The organism is Streptomyces sp. NPDC052682 (assembly GCF_040678435.1).
Taxonomy (GTDB): Bacteria; Actinomycetota; Actinomycetes; order Streptomycetales; family Streptomycetaceae; genus Streptomyces.
Map to the genome: position 1 here is coordinate 79,293 of NZ_JBFATS010000016.1, position 22,521 is coordinate 101,813.

The 22,521-nt window shown below is 73.5% G+C and carries 20 protein-coding genes and 1 pseudogene; 12 read left to right on the forward strand and 9 right to left on the reverse strand.

What is annotated here, in order from left to right; translation table 11 throughout:
- Nucleotides 1-93: 93 nt before the first annotated feature.
- Nucleotides 94-1,626 (reverse strand): DUF4331 domain-containing protein, encoded by a 1,533-nt coding sequence (locus AB0K80_RS24460; protein ID WP_365673025.1) that lies wholly within the window; start codon nucleotides 1,624-1,626, stop codon nucleotides 94-96.
- 281 nt (nucleotides 1,627-1,907) lie between these two features.
- On the opposite strand from AB0K80_RS24460, the gene AB0K80_RS24465 reads away from it, so the two are divergent.
- The 3 genes from AB0K80_RS24465 (at nucleotide 1,908) to AB0K80_RS24475 (ending at nucleotide 3,649) form a co-directional block, all read left to right on the forward strand.
- Nucleotides 1,908-2,450, forward strand: a complete 543-nt coding sequence (locus AB0K80_RS24465) for a sigma-70 family RNA polymerase sigma factor (protein WP_365673027.1) — start codon at nucleotides 1,908-1,910, stop codon at nucleotides 2,448-2,450.
- Nucleotides 2,447-3,253 carry an anti-sigma factor gene (locus AB0K80_RS24470; protein WP_365673029.1) on the forward strand — a complete coding sequence of 269 codons (807 nt, stop codon included), beginning with the start codon at nucleotides 2,447-2,449 and terminating at the stop codon, nucleotides 3,251-3,253. The genes AB0K80_RS24465 and AB0K80_RS24470 overlap by 4 nt, the downstream gene beginning before the upstream one ends.
- 126 nt (nucleotides 3,254-3,379) lie before the next feature.
- Nucleotides 3,380-3,649, forward strand: a complete 270-nt coding sequence (locus AB0K80_RS24475) for a hypothetical protein (protein WP_365673030.1) — start codon at nucleotides 3,380-3,382, stop codon at nucleotides 3,647-3,649.
- A gap of 199 nt (nucleotides 3,650-3,848) precedes the next feature.
- Here AB0K80_RS24475 and AB0K80_RS24480 read toward each other — a convergent pair.
- The 4 genes and pseudogenes from AB0K80_RS24480 to hmgA all read right to left on the reverse strand — a co-directional run.
- A pseudogene (locus tag AB0K80_RS24480) lies at nucleotides 3,849-3,988 on the reverse strand (ABC transporter permease); the annotation flags it as partial.
- A 40-nt stretch (nucleotides 3,989-4,028) separates the two neighbouring features.
- Nucleotides 4,029-5,183 (reverse strand): type ISP restriction/modification enzyme, encoded by a 1,155-nt coding sequence (locus tag AB0K80_RS24485; RefSeq protein ID WP_365673032.1) that lies wholly within the window; start codon nucleotides 5,181-5,183, stop codon nucleotides 4,029-4,031.
- A 26-nt stretch (nucleotides 5,184-5,209) separates the two neighbouring features.
- The gene (locus tag AB0K80_RS24490) at nucleotides 5,210-5,959 is read right to left on the reverse strand and encodes a GntR family transcriptional regulator (protein ID WP_365673034.1); all 750 of its coding nucleotides are present in this window, start codon (nucleotides 5,957-5,959) and stop codon (nucleotides 5,210-5,212) included.
- A 28-nt stretch (nucleotides 5,960-5,987) separates the two neighbouring features.
- Nucleotides 5,988-7,328, reverse strand: coding sequence for a homogentisate 1,2-dioxygenase (hmgA, locus tag AB0K80_RS24495; RefSeq protein ID WP_365673036.1), 1,341 nt, complete (start codon nucleotides 7,326-7,328; stop codon nucleotides 5,988-5,990).
- Nucleotides 7,329-7,501: 173 nt separating this feature from the next.
- On the opposite strand from hmgA, the gene AB0K80_RS24500 reads away from it, so the two are divergent.
- The 4 genes from AB0K80_RS24500 (at nucleotide 7,502) to AB0K80_RS24515 (ending at nucleotide 13,527) form a co-directional block, all read left to right on the forward strand.
- Nucleotides 7,502-8,116 carry a TetR/AcrR family transcriptional regulator gene (locus AB0K80_RS24500; protein WP_365673214.1) on the forward strand — a complete coding sequence of 205 codons (615 nt, stop codon included), beginning with the start codon at nucleotides 7,502-7,504 and terminating at the stop codon, nucleotides 8,114-8,116.
- Between the two features lie 341 nt (nucleotides 8,117-8,457).
- Nucleotides 8,458-10,722, forward strand: a complete 2,265-nt coding sequence (locus tag AB0K80_RS24505; protein WP_365673037.1) for a molybdopterin oxidoreductase family protein — start codon at nucleotides 8,458-8,460, stop codon at nucleotides 10,720-10,722.
- An 87-nt stretch (nucleotides 10,723-10,809) separates the two neighbouring features.
- Complete coding sequence (locus AB0K80_RS24510) at nucleotides 10,810-12,267, forward strand: citrate:proton symporter (RefSeq protein WP_365673039.1); 1,458 nt, start codon at nucleotides 10,810-10,812, stop codon at nucleotides 12,265-12,267.
- A 30-nt stretch (nucleotides 12,268-12,297) separates the two neighbouring features.
- The gene (locus AB0K80_RS24515; RefSeq protein WP_365673040.1) at nucleotides 12,298-13,527 is read left to right on the forward strand and encodes an MFS transporter; all 1,230 of its coding nucleotides are present in this window, start codon (nucleotides 12,298-12,300) and stop codon (nucleotides 13,525-13,527) included.
- Here AB0K80_RS24515 and AB0K80_RS24520 read toward each other — a convergent pair.
- Both AB0K80_RS24520 and AB0K80_RS24525 read right to left on the reverse strand, forming a co-directional pair.
- Nucleotides 13,521-14,423 carry a DMT family transporter gene (locus AB0K80_RS24520; protein ID WP_365673042.1) on the reverse strand — a complete coding sequence of 301 codons (903 nt, stop codon included), beginning with the start codon at nucleotides 14,421-14,423 and terminating at the stop codon, nucleotides 13,521-13,523. The two genes, AB0K80_RS24515 and AB0K80_RS24520, sit on opposite strands and share 7 nt — an antisense overlap.
- Nucleotides 14,424-14,466: 43 nt before the next feature.
- Nucleotides 14,467-14,802, reverse strand: coding sequence for a hypothetical protein (locus AB0K80_RS24525; RefSeq protein WP_365673216.1), 336 nt, complete (start codon nucleotides 14,800-14,802; stop codon nucleotides 14,467-14,469).
- Nucleotides 14,803-15,082: 280 nt separating this feature from the next.
- Here AB0K80_RS24525 and AB0K80_RS24530 point away from each other — a divergent pair, with 280 nt between their 5' ends.
- From AB0K80_RS24530 to AB0K80_RS24550, 5 genes are all read left to right on the forward strand, one after another.
- Nucleotides 15,083-15,604 (forward strand): hypothetical protein, encoded by a 522-nt coding sequence (locus AB0K80_RS24530; RefSeq protein ID WP_365673044.1) that lies wholly within the window; start codon nucleotides 15,083-15,085, stop codon nucleotides 15,602-15,604.
- A 195-nt stretch (nucleotides 15,605-15,799) separates the two neighbouring features.
- On the forward strand, nucleotides 15,800-16,306 hold the full coding sequence (locus AB0K80_RS24535) for a potassium channel family protein (protein ID WP_365673046.1): 507 nt from the start codon (nucleotides 15,800-15,802) through the stop codon (nucleotides 16,304-16,306).
- 188 nt (nucleotides 16,307-16,494) lie between these two features.
- Nucleotides 16,495-17,883, forward strand: a complete 1,389-nt coding sequence (locus tag AB0K80_RS24540) for an aldehyde dehydrogenase family protein (protein ID WP_365673047.1) — start codon at nucleotides 16,495-16,497, stop codon at nucleotides 17,881-17,883.
- A gap of 16 nt (nucleotides 17,884-17,899) precedes the next feature.
- Nucleotides 17,900-18,985, forward strand: a complete 1,086-nt coding sequence (locus tag AB0K80_RS24545) for a Zn-dependent alcohol dehydrogenase (RefSeq protein WP_365673049.1) — start codon at nucleotides 17,900-17,902, stop codon at nucleotides 18,983-18,985.
- 204 nt (nucleotides 18,986-19,189) lie between these two features.
- Nucleotides 19,190-20,545, forward strand: coding sequence for an MFS transporter (locus AB0K80_RS24550; RefSeq protein ID WP_365673050.1), 1,356 nt, complete (start codon nucleotides 19,190-19,192; stop codon nucleotides 20,543-20,545).
- Here the strand turns inward: AB0K80_RS24550 and AB0K80_RS24555 are convergent.
- Together AB0K80_RS24555 and AB0K80_RS24560 are read right to left on the reverse strand one after the other, a co-directional pair.
- A complete protein-coding gene (locus tag AB0K80_RS24555; RefSeq protein ID WP_365673219.1) occupies nucleotides 20,534-21,484 on the reverse strand; it encodes a DMT family transporter in 951 nt (316 codons plus the stop codon). The genes AB0K80_RS24550 and AB0K80_RS24555 overlap by 12 nt on opposite strands.
- A 324-nt stretch (nucleotides 21,485-21,808) precedes the next feature.
- Nucleotides 21,809-22,519, reverse strand: a complete 711-nt coding sequence (locus AB0K80_RS24560; protein WP_365673052.1) for a winged helix-turn-helix domain-containing protein — start codon at nucleotides 22,517-22,519, stop codon at nucleotides 21,809-21,811.
- Between the last annotated feature and the right edge of the window lie 2 nt (nucleotides 22,520-22,521).

The window sequence follows — 22,521 nt, forward strand, 5'->3', positions numbered from 1 at the left end:
TCCTCGGTCGGATGGTTCGGCTGAGTCGGCGGCGCGGCCCGCCGTGGGGGATGGGGTGGACGGGCCGCGCCTGTCGGTGGGGGAGCGGGGGGACTAGTACGCCCGCTGCCGCATGCGGCGCCACCACAGCAGGCCGCCCCCGACCAGCAGGACACCGGCGGCGCCCGCGCCCGCGGACAGGGCGATCACGCCGGTGTCGCCGGAGCCGGCGGCGCCGGCCGGCTGGAGCGCGTCGCCCAGCTGGCTGCGGACGTCGTTGCCGCTGTCGACGCCCTTGGCGAGCGGACCGCGCGAACCCTCCGTCGGCAGGGCGACGTACGGGAAGGCCTTCTCGAACTCCTTGTCGTTGGCGTCCACCGCGTCGCCCAGGTCGTTCTTCGCGCCGACCAGTTCGCCCTCGACGACCTGGAGCGCGGCGTCGATGACGTCGTCGGTGAGGCGACGGCCGTTCGGGAAGCCCGCGTTGTCGCCGTCGAGGACACCGAGGCGCTTGGGCTCGGCGGCCGGCTTGATGGAGGTGTTGAGGCGCAGCTGCTCCGACGGGGTCACGTGCGGCGGCTGGTTGAGGTCCTTGACGCCCTTGAGGAACACGTCGACCAGGTCGTTGCGGGGCTCGGCCGGAGCGGGGATCTTGTAGATCGCCTCGATGAGCTTGGGCAGCTCGGGGTTGGTGACGTTCTTCAGGAACTGGGCGTCGTCCTTCGGCGCGGACGCGTTGAACCTGTCCTTGTCCTTGAGGGGGTTGACGACCTCGTTCACCAGCGGGTTGCCCAGCCGCGAGACCTGACGGAAGTGCCCCTGGGCGTTCATGCGCTGGGTGGTGGACCAGATCCCGACGACCGGCTGGTGCATCGACTCGGTGATCAGGTGGTTCGGGACCTGCAGGGCGATGGAGTTGACGTTGTAGCCCTTGAGGGTGTCGTTGCCGACCTCGGAGAGGTTCCCGCCGTACAGCAGGTCGAAGACCCGCAGGTCGAGGAAGAACGGGTCGTCGGCCTGCCCGGCGAAGGTGGCCGCGCCGCCCGCGAGCTGGTGCACGGCCTGCTTGCGCAGCGTGCCGTAGTCCGGCATGGAGGCCTTGCCCACGTTCGACGGCGCCACCGGCACATCGTCGGCGATCTTCGTCCGGGACACCGGGTACTGGTTCTTCAGGCGCACCAGCTCGATGTCGTACGTCTGCGTGATGTTGAGGTCGGGGTCGTCCAGGCTGGTGACCGGGCCCGTGTTGTAGAGGAACGTCTTCTTGTTCTTGACGTGTGTCTTGAACGTGTACCGGAAGACCAGATCCTCCTTCGCGTCGCCGTTGCTGTCGATGCGCAGGTCGTACTGGGCGTCCTCGGCGAAGGTGAAGAAGTTCGGCCCGCCGGCCGGCTCCTCGAACGGGATCCAGTTCGCGATGATGGTCGTCGTGTCCGGCTTGTCCGGGCTGACGAACGCGTACACGTCCGTGTTGTCGTACTGCGGGGTCCCCGAGATCAGCGGGGCCTCCCGGTGGCTGGAGGCGGAGGCCGCCTCAGGTTCCAGCGCGGTCACACCGGCGGCTGCGAGCCCTCCGGCGGCGAGCGCCCCACAGATCAGGGTCGCGATGCCGCGAAGTCCCGCACCGGTCCTGGGAAAAGGTGTCATGCCGTCCGTCCTCAGTGCCAACTTGCCTGACGCACCGGGATTCGGAGCCGGTGCCGGGGCGGATTGGTCGCGTCGCCGAAGTTTTTCGAACGCGTTCCGCCGCAGTCGTCCTTACGCATGCCGCACCGGCTTTTCTCACTGCTCGACCCGCGTTTTCGGCTTTCCGGTCCGTACTTCCTTCCGGAGACGTGTGCGCCGCGCCTGCCTGGTGCGGGTGAGGGGACGGTGGGATGCCTCGGGTGAGGGGACGGCTCGCGTGCGGTCGCGGAGAGGGGGACCGAGTGGAGGCGGACGAGTTGCTGCTGCGTGTGGCGGGCGGTGACCAGCTGGCGTTCGAGCAGCTGTACGCACTGGTGTCCGGACCGGTGTACGGGCTCGTACGGCGCGTGCTGCGCGACCCGGCCCAGTCGGAGGAGGTGGCCCAGGAGGTGCTGCTGGAGACGTGGCGGTCCGCCGCCCGGTTCGACCCCGGCCGGGGCAGCGCGCTGTCCTGGATCCTCACCCTCGCGCACCGTCGCGCCGTCGACCGGGTGCGCAGTGCCCGCGCGGCCGGCGAACGCGAACAGCGCGAGGCGCAGCGCTCCCACCACCCCGCCTTCGACCACGTCTCCGAGGAGGTCGAGGCCGGACTGGAACGCGAGTGGGTGCGCCGCTGCCTGGACCGGCTCACCGCCCTGCAGCGCCAGTCCGTCACCCTCGCCTACTACGAGGGCTACACCTACCGTGAGGTGGCCGAGCGGCTCTCCCTGCCGCTGGGCACGGTCAAGACCCGGATGCGCGACGGACTGACCCGGCTGCGCGACTGCCTGGGAGGCGCCGCATGAGCCTGCTGGACCGGCTGCTGCGCCGCGAGGACCCGCACTCGCTGGCCGCGCCCTACGCGCTGGACGCCCTGGAGGCGGCCGAGCGCGTCCGCTTCGAAAGACACCTGCGCGGCTGCGACCGCTGCGCCGCCGAGGTGCGGGAGCTGACCGAGGACGCCGTCCGGCTCGCCTGGTCCACGGCCGCCCCGCCGCCGGCCGCGCTGCGCGACCGGGTGCTGGCGGCCGTACGGACCACGCCGCAGGATCCGGCGCCGGGGCACACCCCCCGGTTGCCGCCCCATGTGTGGGGCGCCCAGCCGCCGCGCGCCCGGGCCCGTGCCGCCCGCCGCCGGCCCCTGTTCGCGCCGTTCGCCACGGTGACGGCCGCCGCGGCCCTGGTCGTCGCCGCGCTGTTCGCCGTCCAGGCGCACCGGACCGAGGACCAGCTGACCGCCGAACGCGACCGGGCGCGTGAGATCGCCCACGTTCTCGCGGCGCCGGACGCGCGGGCGAGCTCCGGCCGGGACGCCGGGGGCGGCACGATCGCAGTGATCGCCTCCGTGTCGGAGGGACGTGCGGTCGTCACCCTCGGCGGTCACGGCACCCTGCCGCACGGTCGTGTGCACCAGCTGTGGCTCATGCGCCCCGGCGCGCAACCGCGCTCCCTCGGGCTCTTCGACGGCGACACGCCTCTGCTCGCCTCCGGACTCGAGAAGTCCGCGACGTCACTCGCCGTGACGGTCGAACCTGACGGTGGTTCACCCCGGCCCACCAGCCAGCCCATTGTCCAACTCGCCCTGAAATCGGTCGGATTCGGAGAGTAATCAATCGGACATCGTCAACCCCCTTATGGGGAAGGTGTTTCCTGTGACCGCGATACACGCGTGCTCCACCGGGGCGATAGGGTTAACCTGCCCGGGCCGGGTGGACTCGTACGGGTGGGGAGTGACATGGAGCAGATAACAGTGCGCAGCAGGGCCAGGGTCCCTGCGATCACCTGCGGGAGCAGCGCGACCAGTTCGCGCCTCGACCGCCATCTGTCGGTGCTGGCGGGACCGGCGGTCCCGCAGCGGGAGACGATCGAGGCGACCTCGCTGATGCGTGAGCTGACGGCGCGTGACACCACGCACGACCGCAGCGGCAGGCTCGCGCGCATGCGCCGCGTCTCGCTGTTCGCGCCGCTGCGCCGACTGCGCCGTTCGCTGTTCGGCGGCCACTAGGGCGCCCGGGCGAGGCCCGCGACCAGGCAAGTCGCACCATCCCCGGCGCAGCGCTGCGCACGCTCGTCCGTCATTCCCACGGCACGCAGCCACGCCACGGTGCACTCCCGGACGCGGGCACCTCGCACCCCCTCCGGCACCGCCTCCCCGCCCGGCGGTGACCGGGGGCTTCGCTCAGTCGCGGGTCGCCTGACCTGCTTCACCGCTCCCCGTGCGCGTACCGACGCACGGCGAGCGACGCGAACACCGCCAGGAGTACGGCACACCACGCCGGCACCCCCCCGTGACGGGGCGCGCCACCGGCCACGGCGCCCGGTCCGGCACGGGAGTATTCCGGCCGGCGCTCGAACGGGTGCTGGGCGCCTTCGACCCCGACCCGTCACAGCAGGGCGAGTTGCCCCTCCGGGCCCTCCTCGGGTCCGTCGAGCACCGAGGCCGGCCTGCGGGACACGTCCGGGACCGGGAGCACACCCGCCTTCTCCAGCTCCGCCGTCGTGATCGGGTCCGGGGCCGTCAACGCTTCCTGCTGGGGCCGCAGTTCGGCGAGCAGGGCCAGGACCGTGATCAGCTCCAGGAGCTCGGAGGTCCAGGTCTGCGGCCAGGCCGCCGGGCGGATCGCCGCCAGGGTGCCCGGCTCCGGCTGCGCCGTGCGGGCCGTGAACCACTGCTCCAGCACCCGGGCTCCGGCCACCTCGAAGTCCCAGGCCCCGGGCGGCACCGGCGAGATCCGGCCCTCGTCCAGGAACAGGGCCTCCTCGTCACGGTCGTAGCGCAGGGTCAGAGGACGGGGCGGCAGCGGGGCGCGGACGTAGGGGCGACGGCCGCCCGGCAGCTTCGGGCGTTCGCCGTCGCGGCGCATCAGCCACAGCATCCGGCGGCCCACCGCCACGCCCCGCGCCCAGGCGTCGGCGTCCCCGGTGAGCGGCACGGTCAGGCCGGGGCGTGCCATCGCCGTGCACCAGGCCAGCACGTCCATCGGGGTGGGCCGCGCGCCCAGCCGGGCGCCCAGGTGCTCCAGCAGCCCGGGGGCGAGGTTGGGTTCGGTGCCGCCCGGGCGGCGGTACAGCGGGCGGATGCGGCCGGCGCGCAGCACGGGCAGCAGGGACGTCGCCAGCAGCGGCGGACCCGGGGCCTGGCTCTCCACCACGAAGACCTGGTGCCCGTCCGCCACCCGCCACAGCTCCGGGCGGGCCGCGTCGATGAGGCGGTGGTCGGGGATCAGCCACTGCTCGTCGAAGGGGCCGTGCAGCACGCGCACCGGCGGCGGGCAGGGGCCCGAGGCGCGGGCCAGTCTCCCGGTGCCGGTGGACTGGCCCGGCAGCTGCCCCACCGCCGTGTGCGGCGTGCGGGCGCGCGTCGGCTGGAACAGGGTCTCGCGGTGCGGCCCCTCGGCCTTGACCAGCGCGTCCCAACGGGCCTTCAGGGAGGCCGCGTCGGGGGCCGCCGGCCAGCCCCGGCCGAGCCGCGGCGGTGCGACGGACCACGGCATGAGGTCCGCCAGCGGCGGAGCGTCGTCGTGCGTCACGCTGGGCATCGTAGAGCCTGGTCGCGGCAGGCGGGTCAGGTGGCGTCCAGGGTCACCGTGAAGGAGAAGCGGTCGCCGCGGTAGTGGATGACGGCCACGTCCAGGGCGCGGCCGCCCGCGTCATAGGTGATGCCCGTGTAGTGCAGGATCGGGCTGAGCAGCGGCACGTCGAGCAGCCGGGCCGTCTCCGGGTCCGCGAGCCGGGCCTCGACCGTGTCCGTGATGCGGCTGATGTCCGCCCCGACGACATCCCGCAGCACCTTGGTCATCGGCCACCGGGCCAGGTCCTCCGGGTCGATACGGGCGGCGAGTTCGGGGCGGACGTAGTTGCGGGCGTGGTTGGTCGGCTCGCCCGTCTTCTCGTCGCTGCGCAGCCGGTGGTACGCCGCCACCTCGGTCAGATCCGGGAAGTGCTCGGCGAGTTCGGCCGGCACCGGGGCGGGGCCGTGCTCCAGCAGCTCGGTCGTCATGCCCGACTGCTGGGCCACGATCGCGTCCACCGAGCCCAGCAGCCGCACCGGGGCGGTACGCCGCGCGCCGGGCTCGATGAACGTGCCGCGCCGGCGGTGCCGGCTGATCAGCCCCTCGTCCTCCAGCTCCTTCAGCGCCTGCCGCATGGTCAGCACGCTCACCCCGTAGTGCCCGGCCAGCTGCTCCTCGGTGGGCAGGCGCAGCGGGTCCTGGGGCGAGCGGCCGAGGATCGAGGCGCGCAGCGACTGCGACACCTGGTACCACAGCGGCAGCTTGCGGTTCAGGACGATCGAGTCCGGGGCGAAGGAGGTCACGGCTGATATCCGTACCGGGCGGGGCCGTTCAGTGCAACGTGCCGTCCGAGGGGCGGAAGTGCCGCTCAAGGCCCTGCCACACGTCGTCGTAGCGCTGTTGCAGGTGCTCGGCCCGCACCGCCTGCGGGGTCAGCGTCACCGGCCAGCGGGTCTCGAACATGAACGCCAGCCCGTCGTCGATCTTCTGCGGCCTCAGCTCGGCGGCGCTGGCCCTCTCGAACGTCTCCCGGTCCGGGCCGTGCGCCGACATCATGGTGTGCAGCGAACCGCCGCCCGGCACGAAACCGCCTTCTCCGGCCGTCTTGGCGTCGTAGGCACCCTCGATGAGGCCCATGTACTCGCTCATCACGTTCCGGTGGAAGTACGGCGGCCGGAAGGTGTCCTCGCCCACCAGCCAGCGCGGCGCGAACACCACGAAGTCGGCGTTCGCCAGGCCCGGGGTGTCGGACGGGGAGGTCAGCACCGTGAAGATCGACGGGTCGGGGTGGTCGTAGGAGATGGTGCCCAGCACGTTGAAGCGGCGCAGGTCATAGGCGTAGGGCACATAGTTGCCGTGCCAGGCGACCACGTCGAGGGGGGAGTGGTCGTAGGTGGCCGTCCAGAGGTTGCCGCAGAACTTGTTCACCACCTCCACCGGGCCCTCGACGTCCTCGTAGGCGGCGACCGGGGCCCGGAAGTCCCGGGGATTGGCCAGTCCGTTGGCGCCGATCGGGCCGAGGTCGGGGAGGCGGAACGGGGCGCCGTAGTTCTCGCACACATAGCCCCGGGCCGACTCGTCCAGCAGCTCCACACGGAAGCGGACTCCACGAGGAATGAGCGCGACATGGCTCGGCTCCACATGCAGCAGGCCGAACTCCGTGCGCAGCAGCAGCCCCCCGCGCTCCGGGACGATGAGCAGCTCGCCGTCGGCGTCGCTGAAGACACGGTCCATGGAGGCGTTGGCGTGGTACAGGTGCACGGCCATGCCGCTGCGCTGGGTCACGTCGCCGTTGCCGCCCAGCGTCCACAGGCCCTTGAGGAAGTCGGTGCCCGGCTCGGGCTCCGGCAGCGGGTCCCAGCGCAGGCGGTTGGGGTCGGGCACCGTCTCCCGGAAGGGCGCGGTGCGGATCGAGCCGTTGCCGGTGCGGGCGAACGCCGGGTGCGCGGCCGACGGGCGGATCCGGTACAGCCAGGAGCGGCGGTTGTGCGCCCGCGGCTCGGTGAAGGCCGTGCCGCTGAGCTGCTCCGCGTACAGCCCGAGCGGAGCGCGCTGGGGTGAGTTGCGGCCCTCGGGCAGGGCGCCCGGGACGGCCTCGGAGCTGTGCTCGTTGCCGAAGCCGGACAAATAGGTCAGGCCTTCGGCGGTCTTGCGCGCCTCGTCCCCGCTCATGATCACTGCTCCCTCGCAGAACCCGATTCCTATGGGACACCGTAGGATTGCGTTTTCGCGGGCGCAAGGGGGCGGCAGGCCGGGTTCGGCGGGGTGGCCGGCGCGGATGAGTGGAACGTGCACGTGCTTGCGTACTGGGGGTGAGGTTCACCGGACCGCCCCGGAAAGGCATGATGATGCGCGTGCCCCATGCGACATCGCTCCGCCGTGCGCCCGTGCAGCGGCGCAGCGCCGAACGGCTGACCAGGATTCTCGACGCCTGCGCCGACCTCCTCGACGAGGTGGGCTACGACGACCTGAGCACGCGTGCCGTCGCCCAGCGCGCCGGTGTGCCCATCGGCTCCGTCTACCGGTTCTTCGGCAACAAGCGGCAGATGGCCGACGCGCTGGCCCAGCGCAACCTGGAGCGGTACTCCGAGCGGGTCGCCGAGCGGCTGCGCGGAACGGGTGACGGTGGCTGGCGCGCGGCCCTGGACGCCGTGCTCGACGAGTACCTCGACATGAAGCGCACCGCGCCCGGCTTCTCCCTGGTCGACTTCGGCAACCAGATACCGGTCGGCTACCGCCACGAGCCGAACCACCGGGTGGCCGACCGCATGACCGACCTGCTCTCCGGCTACCTCGGGCGCGAGACCGACGAGGATCTGCGGTGCACCTTCCTCGTCGCCGTCGAGACCGCCGACACCCTGGTCCACCTGGCCTTCCGGGTGGCGCCGCAGGGCGACGAGAAGATCATCGCCGAGATGCGGGAGATGCTGCGGGCGTATCTGGCCCGCGTGCTGGACTGACGGGGGCGGGTGCCCGGCTTGTGCCGGGCTGACGGGGGCGGGTTCCCGGCTTGTGCCGGGCTGACGGGGTGCGGGCGTATTCGGCCCGTGTGCTGGAGTGGTCGGGTGCGGGCGCGTCTGGCCCGCTGCTGGACTGACGTTTGGCGGCTCGGGGCTGGCGCTGGACGGCGGGCTCCGGGGTTTCGGGCTCGTGTTGGATCGGTGGCTGCAGGATCCCCGGTTCGTGCTGGACCGACGCGCTGAGAGGTTCCGCTCGTGCAGGCCCTCCCACGGCGTGCATACCAGTCGGTATGCTCGGCGCGACCGCGCGTCACCGCTGCCGCCGACCTCCGGGAGGTCCCGTGTCCCGCACCGCCCTGCGTATCTGTCCCCTGTGCGAGGCCACCTGCGGCCTCACCCTGACCATCGAGGGCACCCGGGTCACCGGCGCCCGCGGCGACCGAGACGACGTGTTCAGCAAGGGCTTCGTCTGCCCCAAGGGCGCCGCCTTCGGGGCCGTCGACGCCGACCCCGACCGGCTGCGCGCCCCGCTCGTCCGCCGGGACGGCGAGCTGCGCGAGGCCAGCTGGGAGGAGGCCTTCGACGCCGTCGCGGCCGGCCTTCGCCCGGTCGTCGAGCGGCACGGCCCGCACGCCGTCGGGGTCGTGCTCGGCAACCCCAACGTGCACACCATGGCCGGGGCCCTCTACCCGCCGCTGCTCATCGCCGGGCTCGGCACGCGCAGCGTCTTCACCGCCTCCACGGTCGACCAGATGCCCAAGCACGTCTCCAGCGGCCTGCTGTACGGCGACGCCCTCGCCATCCCCGTGCCCGACCTGGACCGCACCGACCACCTGCTGCTGATCGGCGCCAACCCGCTGGAATCCAACGGGAGCCTGTGCACCGCCCCCGACTTCCCGGGCCGCCTCAAGGCCCTGAAGGCGCGCGGCGGCACCCTCACCGTCATCGACCCGCGGCGCACCCGCACCGCGCGGCTCGCCGACCGGCACCTCGCGATCCGGCCCGGCACGGACGCCCTGCTGCTCGCGGCGATGGCGTACGTGCTGTTCGAGGAGGACCTCGTGGACCTCGGCGACCTGGCCCCGCACGTCGAGGGCGTCGAGGAACTCGCCGAGGAGCTGAGGGACTTCACGCCCGAGGCCGTCGCCGGTGCCTGTGACGTCGCCGCCCCCGTGATCCGTACGCTGGCCCGCGAGCTCGCCGCCGCGCCCACCGCCGCCGTCTACGGCCGCATCGGCAGCTGCACCGTTCCGCACGGCACCCTGGCCAGCTGGCTCGTCGACGTGCTCAACATCCTCACCGGCAACCTCGACCGCCCCGGCGGCGCCCTCTTCCCGCAGGCCGCCACCGACAGGACACCGCGCCCCGCCGGACCCGGGCGCGGCTTCGCGCTCGGCCGTTGGCGCTCCCGGGTGAGCGGACACCCCGAAGCGAAGGGGGAGTTGCCGCTCGCCGCCCTCGCCGAGGAGATCGACACCGCCACCGGCGAGGGCGAGCCGGTCCGCGCCCTGGTCGCCGTCGCCGCCAACCCGGTGCTCTCCGCGCCCGACGGCGACCGCCTCGACAAGGCGCTGGCCTCCCTCGACTTCATGGTGAGCGTCGACCCGTACCTCAACGAGACCTCCCGCCACGCCCACGTCGTACTGCCGCCGCCCCCGCCCTCCCAGAGCCCGCACCACGACTTCGCCTTCAACGCCCTGGCGGTGCGCAACCAGGTCCGCTACACCCGCCCCGCCGTCCCCCTGGAGCCCGGCCGCATGGCCGAGACGGAGATCCTGGCCCGGCTGGTCCTCGCCGCCACCGGCATGCACGGCACCGACCCGGCGGCCGTCGACCAGCTGGTCGTGGACCAGACCCTCGGCAAGGCGGTCATGGAGCCGCACTCCCCGGTGCACGGCCGCGACCCGCGCGAGCTCGCCGCACAGCTCACCGGCGTAAGCGGCCCCGAGCGCCGGCTGGACCTGATGCTGCGCCTGGGCCCCTACGGCGACGGCTTCGGCGTACGGCCGGACGGACTGAACCTCGCAAAGCTGCTCGCCCACCCGCACGGCATCGACCTCGGGCCGCTGCGGCCCCGCCTGCCGCAGCCGCTGAAGACCAGGAGCGGGAAGGTGGAGCTGCTGCCACGCCCGATCGCCGACGACCTGCCTCGGCTGCGGCGGGCGCTGCGGGAACGCCCGGCCGGGCTGGTGCTGGTCGGCCGCCGCCACCTGCGGTCCAACAACAGCTGGATGCACAACGTGCCGGCCCTCACCGGCGGCTCCAACCGCTGCACCCTGCACCTCCACCCGCGAGACGCCGAGCGGCTCGGCGTGCGGGACGGGGAACCCGCGCGCGTGCGAGGCGCCGGGGGAGAGGTCACCGTGCCCGCCGAGGTCACCGACGCCGTACGGCCGGGCGTGGTGAGCCTGCCGCACGGCTGGGGGCACGACCGGCCCGGCACCCGGCTGCGCCATGCCGCCACCGACCCCGGCGTCAACGTCAACCAGCTCCTCGACGGCAGCCTTCTGGACCCCCTGTCGGGCAACGCGGTCCTCAACGGCGTGCCGGTCGAGGTCGCCCCGGTGGCCGAAACCGTTAGGGCGGCGACCTGCGCAAAGCCGTGACCAGGAGTTTTGCGCTTATTGCTCGCATGTCAACGTCTTGTTAACGCCGCTTGACCGCACCTAACGTCTCGGACACCGCCGGCCCTGGTGGGATGTTCAAGGGCGAACGTTAGGTATCCACTCATGCTGACCCTCCTCGGCTTCGCCATGATCGCGACCTTCCTGGTCCTGATCATGCTGAAGAAGATGTCGCCGATCGCGGCGCTCGTGCTGATCCCCGCGCTGTTCTGCGTGTTCGTCGGCAAGGGCGCCCACCTCGGCGACTACGTCATCGACGGCGTGACCAGCCTCGCCCCCACCGCGGCGATGCTCATGTTCGCGATCGTCTACTTCGGCGTGATGATCGACGTCGGTCTCTTCGACCCGGTCGTCCGCGGGATCCTCAGGTTCTGCAAAGCGGACCCGATGCGGATCGTCGTCGGCACCGCCGTGCTCGCCGGGATCGTCTCGCTCGACGGTGACGGCTCCACCACCTTCATGATCACCGTCTCGGCGATGTACCCGCTGTACAAGCGCCTGAAGATGAGCCTGGTCGTGATGACCGGTGTCGCCGCGATGGCCAACGGCGTGATGAACACGCTGCCTTGGGGCGGCCCGACCGCCCGCGCCGCGACCGCGCTGAAGCTCGACGCCGGCGACATCTTCGTGCCGATGATCCCGGCCCTCGGCGTCGGTCTGCTCTTCGTCTTCGGTCTGTCGTACGTGCTCGGCGTGCGCGAGCGCCGCCGGCTCGGCGTGCTGACGCTGGACGAGGTGCTGGAGGAGGAGACGGAGTCCGAGACCGTCCTGGTGGGCGCCGGCGGCCCCGGCGACGGCAGGGTCTCCCTGCGCAAGGGCGCGCCCACGGGCGGCGCGGGAGCCGGCGCCGATGACCCGGGGGCGCACGAGGAGCCCGAGGAGGGCATGCAGGTCCTCGACCCCGACCGGCCCACCCTGCGCCCGAAGCTGTACTGGTTCAACGCGCTGCTCACGGTCGCCCTGCTCACCGCCATGATCATGGAGTGGCTGCCGATCCCGGTGCTGTTCCTGCTCGGCGCCGCGCTCGCGCTGACCGTCAACTTCCCGCACATGCCCGACCAGAGGGCCCGCCTCGGCGCCCACGCCGAGAACGTCCTCAACGTCTCCGGCATGGTCTTCGCCGCCGCCGTCTTCACCGGCGTGCTCCAGGGCACCGGCATGGTGGACCACATGGCCAAGTGGGTCGTCGGCAACATCCCCGACGGGATGGGACCGCACATGGCGGTCGTGACCGGCCTGCTGAGCATTCCGTTCACGTACTTCATGTCCAACGACGGCTTCTACTTCGGCATCCTGCCGGTCCTCGCCGAGGCGGGCCACGCGCACGGCGTCTCCTCCCTGGAGATCGCCCGCGCCTCGCTCGTCGGTCAGCCGCTGCACATGTCGAGCCCGCTCGTCCCGGCCGTGTACGTCCTGGTCGGCATGGCCAAGGTCGAGTTCGGCGACCACACCAGGTTCGTCGTCAAGTGGGCCGCGCTGACCTCGCTGGTGGTGCTCGGCGCGGGGATCCTGTTCGGCATCATCTGACCCGCCCCCACGATCAGGGAGGACACGACCATGGGGCCCGGTGGGAACCGCGGCTGGTTGCTCCGCCTCGTCATCGCCTTCAGCTTCGCGCAGGGGGCGGTGTCGATGGCCCGGCCCGCCGTCTCCTACCGGGCCCTCGCGCTGGGCGCCGACGAGCGGGCCGTCGGTGTCATCGCGGGTGTGTACGCCCTGCTCCCGCTGTTCGCCGCCGTGCCGCTGGGCCGCCGTACCGACCACGGCCGCTGCGCGCCCCTGCTGCCCGCCGGGGTCGTGCTCATCTCCGGCGGCTGCGTGCTGAGCGGCCTCGCCGGCTCCCTGTGGGCGATGGCGCTGTGGAGCGGCGTGATGGGCCTCGGCCACCTCTGCTTCGTCATCGGCGCCCAGTCGCTGGTCGCCCGGCAGTCGGCACCGCACGACCAGGACCGCAACTTCGGCCACTTCACCATCGGTGCCTCGCTCGGCCAGCTGATCGGCCCCGTGGCGGCGGGCGCGGTGATCGACGGCCGGGACATGGCGGGCACCAGCGCCCTCGCCCTGCTGGCCGCGGGTGCCGGGGGAGCGGTGGCGCTCACCTCCCTGTGGCGGATCGAGCACCGCCGCACGTCCCCCACGTCCCGTACGGCGGCGGCCGGCCGCGTCCCCGTGCACCGCATCCTGCGCGCCCGGGGCGTCCCCGCGGGCATCCTCATCAGCCTCTCCGTGCTGTCCGCGACCGACATCCTCACCGCCTACCTGCCGGTGGTCGGCGAGCACCGGGGCATCGCCCCGTCCGTCATCGGCCTCCTGCTCAGCCTCCGGGCGGCGGCGACCATCGCGTGCCGCCTGGTCCTGACGCCCCTGCTGAGGCTGCTCGGCCGCCCCTGGCTGCTGACGCTCACCTGCCTGCTGGCGGCCCTGCTCTGCGCGGGCATCGCGCTGCCGGTGCCGGTGTGGGCGCTGGCCGTGATCCTCGCCGCCCTGGGTTTCTGCCTGGGCGTCGGCCAGCCGCTGTCCATGACCACGGTGGTCCGGGCGGCACCCGACGGCGCCCGCTCCACGGCCCTCGCCCTGCGCCTGACCGGCAACCGCCTCGGCCAGGTCGCGGCCCCGGCGGCCGCGGGCCTGGTCGCGGGCCTCGCGGGCGTGGCGGCCCCGTTCGTGATGCTGGGGGCCCTGCTGTTGCTGTCGGCGGCCACAGGCCTGCGCGCGCCGGGTGACCCGCCCGAGTCGGCGACGGTCCCCGAGCCGTCGCGCCGGCACCGGGCCGGCACCGGTCACTGAACCGGGGGAGCGGCGTTCGAGGCAGGGCCGGGCGCCGGCTCCTCCAGCGCCGGGCCCTCCCCCCTGGCGAGGGCGACCACCCCCGCGGCGACCAGCCCGATGCCGAGCAGTTCCGGCAGCAGCCACCAGCCGGTCCGCACGTGTTCCTCGTACACCACGACGCCGAGCAGAAAGCTCACCGTGGCGTCACCGAGGGTGAGCGCGGGCTGCGACGCCACCAACGGCCCGCCCTGCATGGCGTGTTCCAGCAGCAGCACGGCGCAGACGCCCGCCACGGCGAAGCCGTACGTCTGCCAGGCGGTGAGGAACGCGCCGATGCCGTCCTCGGCGAGGATGTGCGTCGCCGTCTTCATCAGACCGGCCGTCACCGCGAAGCAGACCGCGGTGGCCGCGCCGAGGCAGCCGGCGCGAGCCGGGCCCGGAGGTCTTCTCAGCCCCGCCGCCGCCAGGACGAGGACCGCGGCGGCGCACGTGGCCAGCACGGGCAGCCAGCGGTCGAGGGCCACGTGCGTGCGGTTGCCGTCGGGCGAGGCCGACACGAGCGCCGTTCCCAGTCCGGCGACGACCAGGGACGCGGCCAGCAGCAGGGCGCCGGGCAGCCGCCTGCCGCCGATGGCCGAGGCGAACAGCAGCGCGAGCGGCAGTTCGAGGACGAACAGCGGCTGCACGAGCGTGAGCGGCCCGGTGGCGAGCGCCGCCGCCTGGCAGACCCCCGCGGCGACGACGGCCAGGATCCCCCCGAGCCACAGGGGGCGGCGCAGCAGGTCCAGGACCAGCCCGGGACGGAACCCCTCGGACCGGGGCACGGTCAGGGCCGCGCGGCGTTGCAGCACGGTGGCGAGGGCGTCGCTGCACGCGGCCAGCAGCGCGAACACCACCGGGAGCAGGGCGGCCATACCTTGGCTCACCGTCGTCCCGTGCCGGTGACGCCGTCCCGTCCTACGCCTGGACGCGGGAGCGGGGCATGCACAGCGCCCAGATGATGAAACCGTGAACGATGATCAGCACCACGGCCCACACCGGTGCGTGCGGCAGCCACACGAAGTTGGCCACCATGCCGAGGCCGGCCAGCACGATCCCCACGACCCGGGCCCACAGGGCGCCCGTGAGCAGCGCACAGCCGGCGAGCGCCACCACGATGCCGAGGATCAGGTGCAGCCAGCCCCAGCCGGTGAGGCTGAACTGGTAGGTGAAGTCCGGTGTGGCGACGAACACGTCGTCCTGTGCCAGGGCGGCGATGCCCTGGAAGACTCCCATGATCCCACCGAAGATCATCAGAGCCGCCGCGGCGGCGGTCCACCCCGTGGCCCACGGGCTGTCCGTCGCCCAGGGGGGCGTGGCGGGGCGGGCGCGGTGGTCCGATTCGGTCGCGTGGCCGGTCATACGGCGCTCCTCAGGTGCGGTGCGGGCATCGTCCCGTCGGCGGCTCTGGCACGGCCTCCGACTCAGCACCGAGGCTGGCACCGCATCGGTGGCTCGGCATCCCGGCGACCGGCCGCGATCCGCCATTCGGTTGCGCGGGCGATGACATCGTCCCTGTGATGACCATAGGAACATGACAGAGCGGACGTCCCTGGGTGAACCGGATGCCGGGCCGTCGCCCGGCCCGGCCGATCCGTCCTTCGCGGGCGCGGTCTACGGGTCGCTGCTGGCCGCCTCCGTGGTCGCCGGCACCAGCGCCGCCGGCCCGTACGCGCGTGTGGAACTGGTGCTGCTCCTGCTGTGCACCGGCCTCGTGTTCTGGGCCGCGCACACCTACTCCGCCCTGGTCGGCGAGCTGCTCCCGCACCGGCCGCTGACGTGGTCGGGTATCGCCCGGGTCTGCGTCCACGAGTGGCCGATCGCGCAGGCGGCCGTGGCCCCGGCTCTGGCCGTCGCGGTCAGCCCCCTGTTCGGCCTGGGACTGGACGGTGCGGCCTGGCTGGGGCTCGGCGTCGCCGTCGTCCAGCAGGTCTTCTGGGCCAGCGCCGCGGTCCTCAGGGCCGGGGCGTCTCGCCGCGCGGTGGTGTCGGCCGGTTCGGTCAACCTGGCGCTCGGTCTGCTCATCGTCGCCGCCAAGGTGGCGATCCAGCACTGAGACCGCACGGCCGCCCGTCCCGCGTCCGCTCCCCCGACGGCCGCCCGGGCATGCCGCTGCACGCCCGGGAGCCGACACTGGGCCCATGCCCCGATACACCGACGACCGGCCCGCGCAGGGCTGCCGTGTCCTGAGCGGTGCGCCCCGGCCGCTGCCGTCGGCCGGCGCGAGGGCCGGGGACGACAGGGAGTGACCGTGCTGCCCGGATTTCTGACCAGGGCGATCGACGTGCTGCTCGGCCGTCAGGGCCGCTCGCTCCACCTGCGGGCCGCGTGGGCCGCCACGGCCGTGCTGGGGCTGACGGCACTGGCCGGCTCCTGGGCCGTGGTGGCCGCCGAGCACGGTGCCCCCGACGCGAACCTGACGACGTATCCCCGGGCCCTGTGGTGGTCGGTCGAGACGGCGACCACGGTGGGCTACGGGGATTTCTACCCGGTGACGTTGTGGGGCCGCGTCATCGGCGCCGTGGTGATGGTCATCGGCATCACCACGTACGGCATCGGCACCGCCGCTCTGGCGACCTGGTTCGTCGGCCGGGAGGAGCAGCGCCGCCGACGCCTGGCCCGTGCCGAACAGGCCGCGCGGCACATGAGCGGCGAGGCCGTCCGCGCCCTGCACGCCCGCTTCGACGACCTGGAGCGGTTGCTCCTGGCCAGGGAGCGGCCAGGGAGCGGACCGGACGACCCGGGGCTGCCCGGGTGAAGGTCTGCTCCGGGCGCGCGAGACCTCCGGGCGGCTGTCCGGCCGGGGAGTGAGCAGCGGCACAGCCGGGCCGTTCCATGCCTGTGCTGTGATGACCGGGACGTCGGCGTACCGCTCTGGCGCACTAAAACTAACGCCGCTAGTTTGTGTGTCGGACGACGCCGCAGCACGCCCCGGAGGAAGGCACGATGAAGGCACACGACGGCATGTACATCGACGGCGGCTGGCGCCCCGCCGCCGGCCAGGACGTGATCGAGGTCGTCAACCCGGCCGACGAGCAGGTGATCGCCACCGTCCCCGCGGGCACCGCCGAGGACGTCGACGCCGCCGTACGGGCCGCCCGGGCCGCCCTGCGGGGCTGGGCCGCTACGCCGCCCGCCGAGCGGGCCGCGCGGCTGGCCGCGCTGCGGGACGGCCTCGCCGCCCGCGCGGACGAGATCGCCGAGACCGTCACCGCCGAACTGGGCTCGCCCCTGAAGTTCTCGCAGAACGTGCACGCCGCCGTGCCGATCGCCGTGGCGGGCTCCTACGCCGAACTCGCGGCGACGTACGCCTTCGAGGAGAAGACCGGCAACTCGACCGTCTTCCACGAGCCGGTCGGCGTGGTCGCCGCGATCACCCCCTGGAACTACCCTCTCCACCAGATCGTCGCCAAGGTCGCGCCAGCCCTCGCCGCCGGCTGCACGGTCGTGGTCAAGCCCGCCGAGGACACCCCGCTGGTCGCCCAGCTGTTCGCCGAGGCGGTGCACGAGGCCGGCCTCCCGGCGGGCGTGTTCAACCTGGTCACCGGCCTCGGCCCGGTCGCCGGCCAGGCGCTCGCCGAGCACCCGGACGTCGACCTGGTGTCCTTCACCGGCTCCACCGCCGTCGGCCGCCGCATCGGCGCCCTCGCCGCCGGGGCCGTCAAGAAGGTCGCCCTGGAACTGGGCGGCAAGTCCGCCAACGTCATCCTCCCCAGCGCCGACCTCGCCCGGGCGGTCAACGTCGGCGTCGCCAACGTGATGTCCAACTCCGGCCAGACGTGCAGCGCCTGGACCCGGATGCTGGTCCACCGCGACCAGTACGAGCAGGCCGTCGAGCTGGCCGCCACCGCCGCCGCCAAGTACGGCGACCGCATCGGGCCGCTCGTCAACGCCCGGCAGCAAGCCCGGGTGCGCGGCTACATCGACCAGGGCGTCGCCGAGGGCGCCCGCCTGGTCGCCGGCGGCCCCGAGGCGCCGCGCGAGAAGGGCTACTACGTCAGCCCGACTGTCTTCGCCGACGTCACGCCCGAGATGACCATCGCGCAGGAGGAGATCTTCGGCCCGGTCCTGTCGATCCTGCGGTACGAGGACGAGGAGGACGCCCTGCGCATCGCCAACGGCACGGTGTACGGCCTCGCCGGCGCCGTCTGGGCCGGGGACGAGGCCGAGGCGGTGGCGTTCGCCCGCCGCATGGACACCGGCCAGGTCGACATCAACGGCGGCCGCTTCAACCCCCTCGCCCCCTTCGGCGGCTACAAGCAGTCGGGCGTCGGCCGGGAACTCGGCGTGCACGGCCTGACCGAGTACCTCCAGACCAAGTCCCTCCAGTTCTAGAGGAGTTCCGTACGCCATGGCTGTCCGCGCCGCCGTCCTGCCCGCCGTCGGCTCCCCGCTGGAGATCACCGGCATCGAGCTGCCCGACCCCGGACCCGGGCAGGTCCGCATCCGGCTCGCCGCCGCCGGGGTCTGCCACTCCGACCTGTCCCTGTCCAACGGCACCATGCGCCTGCCGGCCCCCGCGGTCCTCGGCCACGAGGGCGCCGGCACCGTCCTCGCCGTCGGCGACGGCGTCACCCACGTCGCGCCCGGCGACGCCGTCGTCCTCAACTGGGCCCCGTCCTGCGGCGCTTGCCCCGCCTGCGGGCGCGGCGAGGTCTGGCTGTGCGCCCACGCCCTCAACGGCGCGGCCGGCGTCCACGCCCGCCGCGCCGACGACGGCACCGACCTCCACCCCGGCCTGAACGTCGCCGCGTTCGCCGAGGAGACGGTGGTCGCCGCCTCCTGCGTGCTGCCCCTGCCGGACGGCGTGCCGCTCACCGACGCCGCCCTGCTCGGCTGTGCCGTGCTGACCGGCTACGGAGCCGTCCACCACTCCGCCAGGGTCCGGCCCGGCGAGCGGGTCGCCGTGTTCGGGGCCGGCGGGGTGGGCCTGGCCACGCTCCAGGCGGCCCGTATCGCCGGAGCCTCGACGATCATCGCCGTCGACGTCTCCCCTCAGAAGGAGGAACTGGCCCGGGCCGCCGGGGCCACCGACTACCTGGTCGCCTCGGACACCACCCCCCGCGAGATCCGCGCCCTCACCGGCAAGGAGGGTGTCGACGTCGCCGTCGAGTGCGTCGGCCGCGCGAGCACCATCCGGGCCGCCTGGGACGCCACCCGCCGCGGCGGCCGTACCACGGTCGTCGGCATCGGCGGCAAGGACCAGCAGGTCACCTTCAACGCCCTGGAGATCTTCCACTGGGGCAGGACCCTGTCCGGCTGCGTGTACGGCAACACCGACCCCGCCCGCGACCTGCCGGTGCTGGCCGAGCACGTCCGCGCGGGCCGCCTTGACCTCGGCGCCCTGGTGACGGAACGGATCGCCCTGGAGGGCATCCCGGCGGCCTTCGAGAACATGCTCGCGGGCAAGGGCGGACGGGCGCTGGTGGTCTTCTAGCCCGCTCCCCTTCCGGCCCGCCGACGCGACGACCCGGCCCTGCGCACAGGGCCGGGCCACCGGCATGCCCGGGCCCGGACCCACCCGCGCGGGGAAAAACTGTGGGCGCGCAACCCGTTGACGGCCATACCGTCCGGTCAGTACGTTCCCGGAACCCGAGCCACCCCCCGGTTTCGTCCCCGCACCCACCGGAGCGTGCAGCCCATGGACACGGCACCTTCCGCTCGACCGCTCACCAGCACCGCCCCCGCCGCAGGCAACCGCCGCCGCGTCGCCACGGCAGCCGCTCTCGCCTCCGCGGTGGAGTGGTACGACTACTTCGTCTTCGGCATCGCCGCCGCGCTCGTCCTCGGCGACCTGTACTTCCCGGCCGGCAGCTCCACGGCCGGAGTCCTCGCCGCCTTCGCCACCTTCGCCGTCGGCTTCCTCGCCCGCCCGCTCGGCGGCATCGTCGCCGGGCACCTCGGCGACCGGCGCGGCCGCAAGCCGATGCTGGTCCTCGCGCTCACCCTGATGGGCCTGGCCACCACCGGCATCGGCGTGCTGCCGACGTACGAGACCATCGGCGTCACCGCCCCCGTCCTGCTGGTGCTCTTCCGTGTCGCCCAGGGCGTCGCGGTCGGCGCCCAGTGGGGCGGCGCGATGCTGCTGGCCACCGAGTACGCCCCCGAGGGCAAACGCGGCCTGTACGGCAGCGTCGTCCAACTCGGCGTGCCCATCGGCGTGGTCACCGCCAACACGGTGTTCCTGCTCGCCGGCGCCCTCACCGGCGACTCCCAGTTCGCGGCCTGGGGCTGGCGCGTGCCGTTCGTGGCCGGCCTGTTCGTCCTGGTCCTCGCCTGGTACATCCACACGCGCGTCGAGGAGACGCCCGAGTTCCGGGCGGCCGAACAGGCGCTGGCGCAGCGGGAGAAGAGCGAGCAGAGCTCACCGCTGCGCACGATCCTGCGCGGCCACCTCGGCACGGTCTTCCTCGCCGGCGGCTCCTTCGCCGTGAACACCGCGACCTTCTACATCCTCATCACCGGCGTCCTCGACTACACCACCCGCGAACTCGGCATGGCCAAGGGCGCGGTGCTCACCGTCTCGCTCTGCGTCAGCCTCACCCAGCTGGTGCTGATCCCGGCCGCCGCCGCCCTGTCCGACCGGATCGGCCGCATCCGGATCTACGCGCTCGGCGCGGCCGGCATCGCGCTGTGGGCCGTACCGATGTTCCTGCTGATCGACACCGGATCGCTGCTGTGGCTGGCGGTCGGCACGTTCGTCGCCAGCTGCTTCCTGAGCATCATGTACGGCCCTCAAGCCGCGCTGTTCGCCGAGCTGTTCACGCCCGAGATGCGCTACACCGGCGCCTCCCTCGGCTACCAGATCGCGGCCGTGTGCGGCGGCGGGCTCGCGCCGTTCCTGATGGTGCTGCTGCTGGAGGCCACGGGCACCTCGATGGCCGTCGCCGGGTACATCATCGCGCTCTCGGTGATCGCCCTGGTGTCGATCAAGGTCCTTGCCGGCCGGGCCCGTGCCCAGCAGCGGTCCACGCCGGGAACCGGCTCAGCGGACTGAGTCCGCCGCCCGCTTTGGCCGTGGCTCGGGAACCGCTCCCCGGGCCACGGTCCGGCCCGCCGCCCGCGACCGGGACACCGCCACGCCCGCCAGACACAGGGCACCGCCCGCCAGGGTGAGCGGGCCCGGCACCTCACCGAGCACCAGCCACGACATCCCGACGACCAGGGCCGGCACCGCGTAGGTGGTCGCGCCCATCCGGCCGGCGGTCGTCCGGGCCAGGGCGTACGCCCAGGTGGTGAAGGCGAGCGCGGTCGGGAACACCCCGAGGTACACCATGTTCAGCGTCGCGGACACCGGGGCGTCGGCGGCCTCCCGCACGAGCTGCCCGGCGAACGGCAGGCACACCACCGCCCCGGCCAGACACCCGTACGTCGTCACCTGCAGGGCGCTCGCCGTCGCCAGCGCGGGCTTCTGCGCCACCACCCCGCCCGCGTAGGCGACCGCCGCCAACAGGCACAGCACCACCCCGAGCACCGAGGCGCCGCCCTCGCCCGACATCGACAGCCCCACGGTCACCGCGCCCGCGAACGACACCGCCATCCCCGCCAGCAGCCGCGGCGGCACGGCGTCACCGAGCAGCCGCGCGCCGAGCAGGGCGATGAGGATCGGCCCGAGGTTCACGATCAGGGCGGCCGTTCCGGCGTCCACCTGCTGCTCGCCCCAGTTCAGGGCGACCATGTAGAAGCCGAACCACAGCACCCCCGATACCGCGATGCCACGCCAGGCCGCCCTCGGCGGCCGGCCCTCCCGCCGGACGAGACAGATCGCCCCCAGCGCCACCGCCCCGGCCAGCAGCCGCCCGAGCGCCAGCGCCCCCGGCGAGTACGCGGCCCCCGCACTGCGGATCGAGACGAAGGCGGAGGCCCACAACACGACGGTGACCGCGGCGGCACCGGCGGCGCGCAGGCCGGTACGGCGGGACAGAGGGGTGCGCATCATGCTCCAGACGCTAGGGGGTCGGTGGAATGGGGGCACGCGGATATCGGACGTCGTTTGTGCACGATCCGGTGACGGGGGCGTGCGGTGCGGCTCGGGCTGGGACAGGGGCTCTTACAGGGCTCAGTGGGCTCATCGGCTCAGTGGGCTCATCGGCTCAGCGGGCGCTGTCGCGCTGACGGGCGAGGGCTGCAAAAGGCCGGCTCCCGGGCGGATCGTGCAGCGCCCGCCGAGGCCGGCTCCCGGGCCGGGGACCGGGGCGGACGGCGCGGCGCCTGGGCGAGGGCTGACCGCGGAGGCCGCCCTCCCGGCCCGGCTCCGGGTCTACCGCAGGCCGGCCGTCTCGATGCCGAGCAGCTCCGTCAGGGCGTGCTCGCCCGCCGGCGTCAGCCGCACGGCCCGGCCGGACCCGATGCGCTCGCACCACCCGGCGTCCAGCGCGTGCCGGCACAGGGCCGCGCCCGCCGTACCCGCGAGGTGCGGGCGGCGCTCGGTCCAGTCCAGGCAGGCCCGCACCAGCGGACGCCGGCCGCGCCGGTCGAGGGAGATGCCGGCCGCCGCGAACCACGCCAGGCCCGCGTCGGTGAGCGCGAACCCGGTGTCCCGCACCAGCAGCCCCCGGTCCGTCAGCGCGTCGGTCACCGCGATGCCGAGCCGCCCGGCGAGATGGTCGTAGCAGGTGCGGCCCCGGGCCAGCGCGGAACCGGCGCTCGCCTCCCGCAGGCTGCGCGGCCCCGCGGCCGTCTCCGGCCCGACCCGCGCGGCCAGGTCCTCCACCAGCTGGGCGACCCCGGCTCCGGCCAGCCGGACGTACCGGTGCCGGCCCTGGCGTTCCTCGGCGAGCACTCCGCCCGCCACGAGCTTGTCCAGGTGCTCGCTCAGGGTCGAGGCGGCCACGCCCGCGTGCCGGGCCAGTTCGCCCGCGGTCCAAGCGCGCCCGTCGAGCAGGGCCAGCACACACGCGGCCCGCGTCTCGTCGGCCATCAGGGCGGCGAGCCGCGCCAGCCCGGCCGCCCGGGGATCCCTCGTCGTCATGG

Excerpts from the sequence above, each read along its gene's own strand:
- AB0K80_RS24525 (WP_365673216.1), bottom strand. The coding sequence starts at position 14,802 with ATGATCTTCGGTGGGATCATGGGAGTCTTCCAGGGCATCGCCGCCCTG.
- AB0K80_RS24500 (WP_365673214.1), top strand. The coding sequence starts at position 7,502 with ATGATGCGCGTGCCCCATGCGACATCGCTCCGCCGTGCGCCCGTGCAG.
- hmgA (WP_365673036.1), bottom strand. The coding sequence starts at position 7,328 with ATGAGCGGGGACGAGGCGCGCAAGACCGCCGAAGGCCTGACCTATTTG.
- AB0K80_RS24545 (WP_365673049.1), top strand. The coding sequence starts at position 17,900 with ATGGCTGTCCGCGCCGCCGTCCTGCCCGCCGTCGGCTCCCCGCTGGAG.
- AB0K80_RS24485 (WP_365673032.1), bottom strand. The coding sequence starts at position 5,183 with ATGCCCAGCGTGACGCACGACGACGCTCCGCCGCTGGCGGACCTCATG.
- AB0K80_RS24540 (WP_365673047.1), top strand. The coding sequence starts at position 16,495 with ATGAAGGCACACGACGGCATGTACATCGACGGCGGCTGGCGCCCCGCC.
- AB0K80_RS24560 (WP_365673052.1), bottom strand. The coding sequence starts at position 22,519 with ATGACGACGAGGGATCCCCGGGCGGCCGGGCTGGCGCGGCTCGCCGCC.
- AB0K80_RS24470 (WP_365673029.1), top strand. The coding sequence starts at position 2,447 with ATGAGCCTGCTGGACCGGCTGCTGCGCCGCGAGGACCCGCACTCGCTG.
- AB0K80_RS24460 (WP_365673025.1), bottom strand. The coding sequence starts at position 1,626 with ATGACACCTTTTCCCAGGACCGGTGCGGGACTTCGCGGCATCGCGACC.
- AB0K80_RS24515 (WP_365673040.1), top strand. The coding sequence starts at position 12,298 with ATGGGGCCCGGTGGGAACCGCGGCTGGTTGCTCCGCCTCGTCATCGCC.
- AB0K80_RS24555 (WP_365673219.1), bottom strand. The coding sequence starts at position 21,484 with ATGCGCACCCCTCTGTCCCGCCGTACCGGCCTGCGCGCCGCCGGTGCC.
- AB0K80_RS24550 (WP_365673050.1), top strand. The coding sequence starts at position 19,190 with ATGGACACGGCACCTTCCGCTCGACCGCTCACCAGCACCGCCCCCGCC.
- AB0K80_RS24520 (WP_365673042.1), bottom strand. The coding sequence starts at position 14,423 with ATGGCCGCCCTGCTCCCGGTGGTGTTCGCGCTGCTGGCCGCGTGCAGC.
- AB0K80_RS24530 (WP_365673044.1), top strand. The coding sequence starts at position 15,083 with ATGACAGAGCGGACGTCCCTGGGTGAACCGGATGCCGGGCCGTCGCCC.
- AB0K80_RS24475 (WP_365673030.1), top strand. The coding sequence starts at position 3,380 with ATGGAGCAGATAACAGTGCGCAGCAGGGCCAGGGTCCCTGCGATCACC.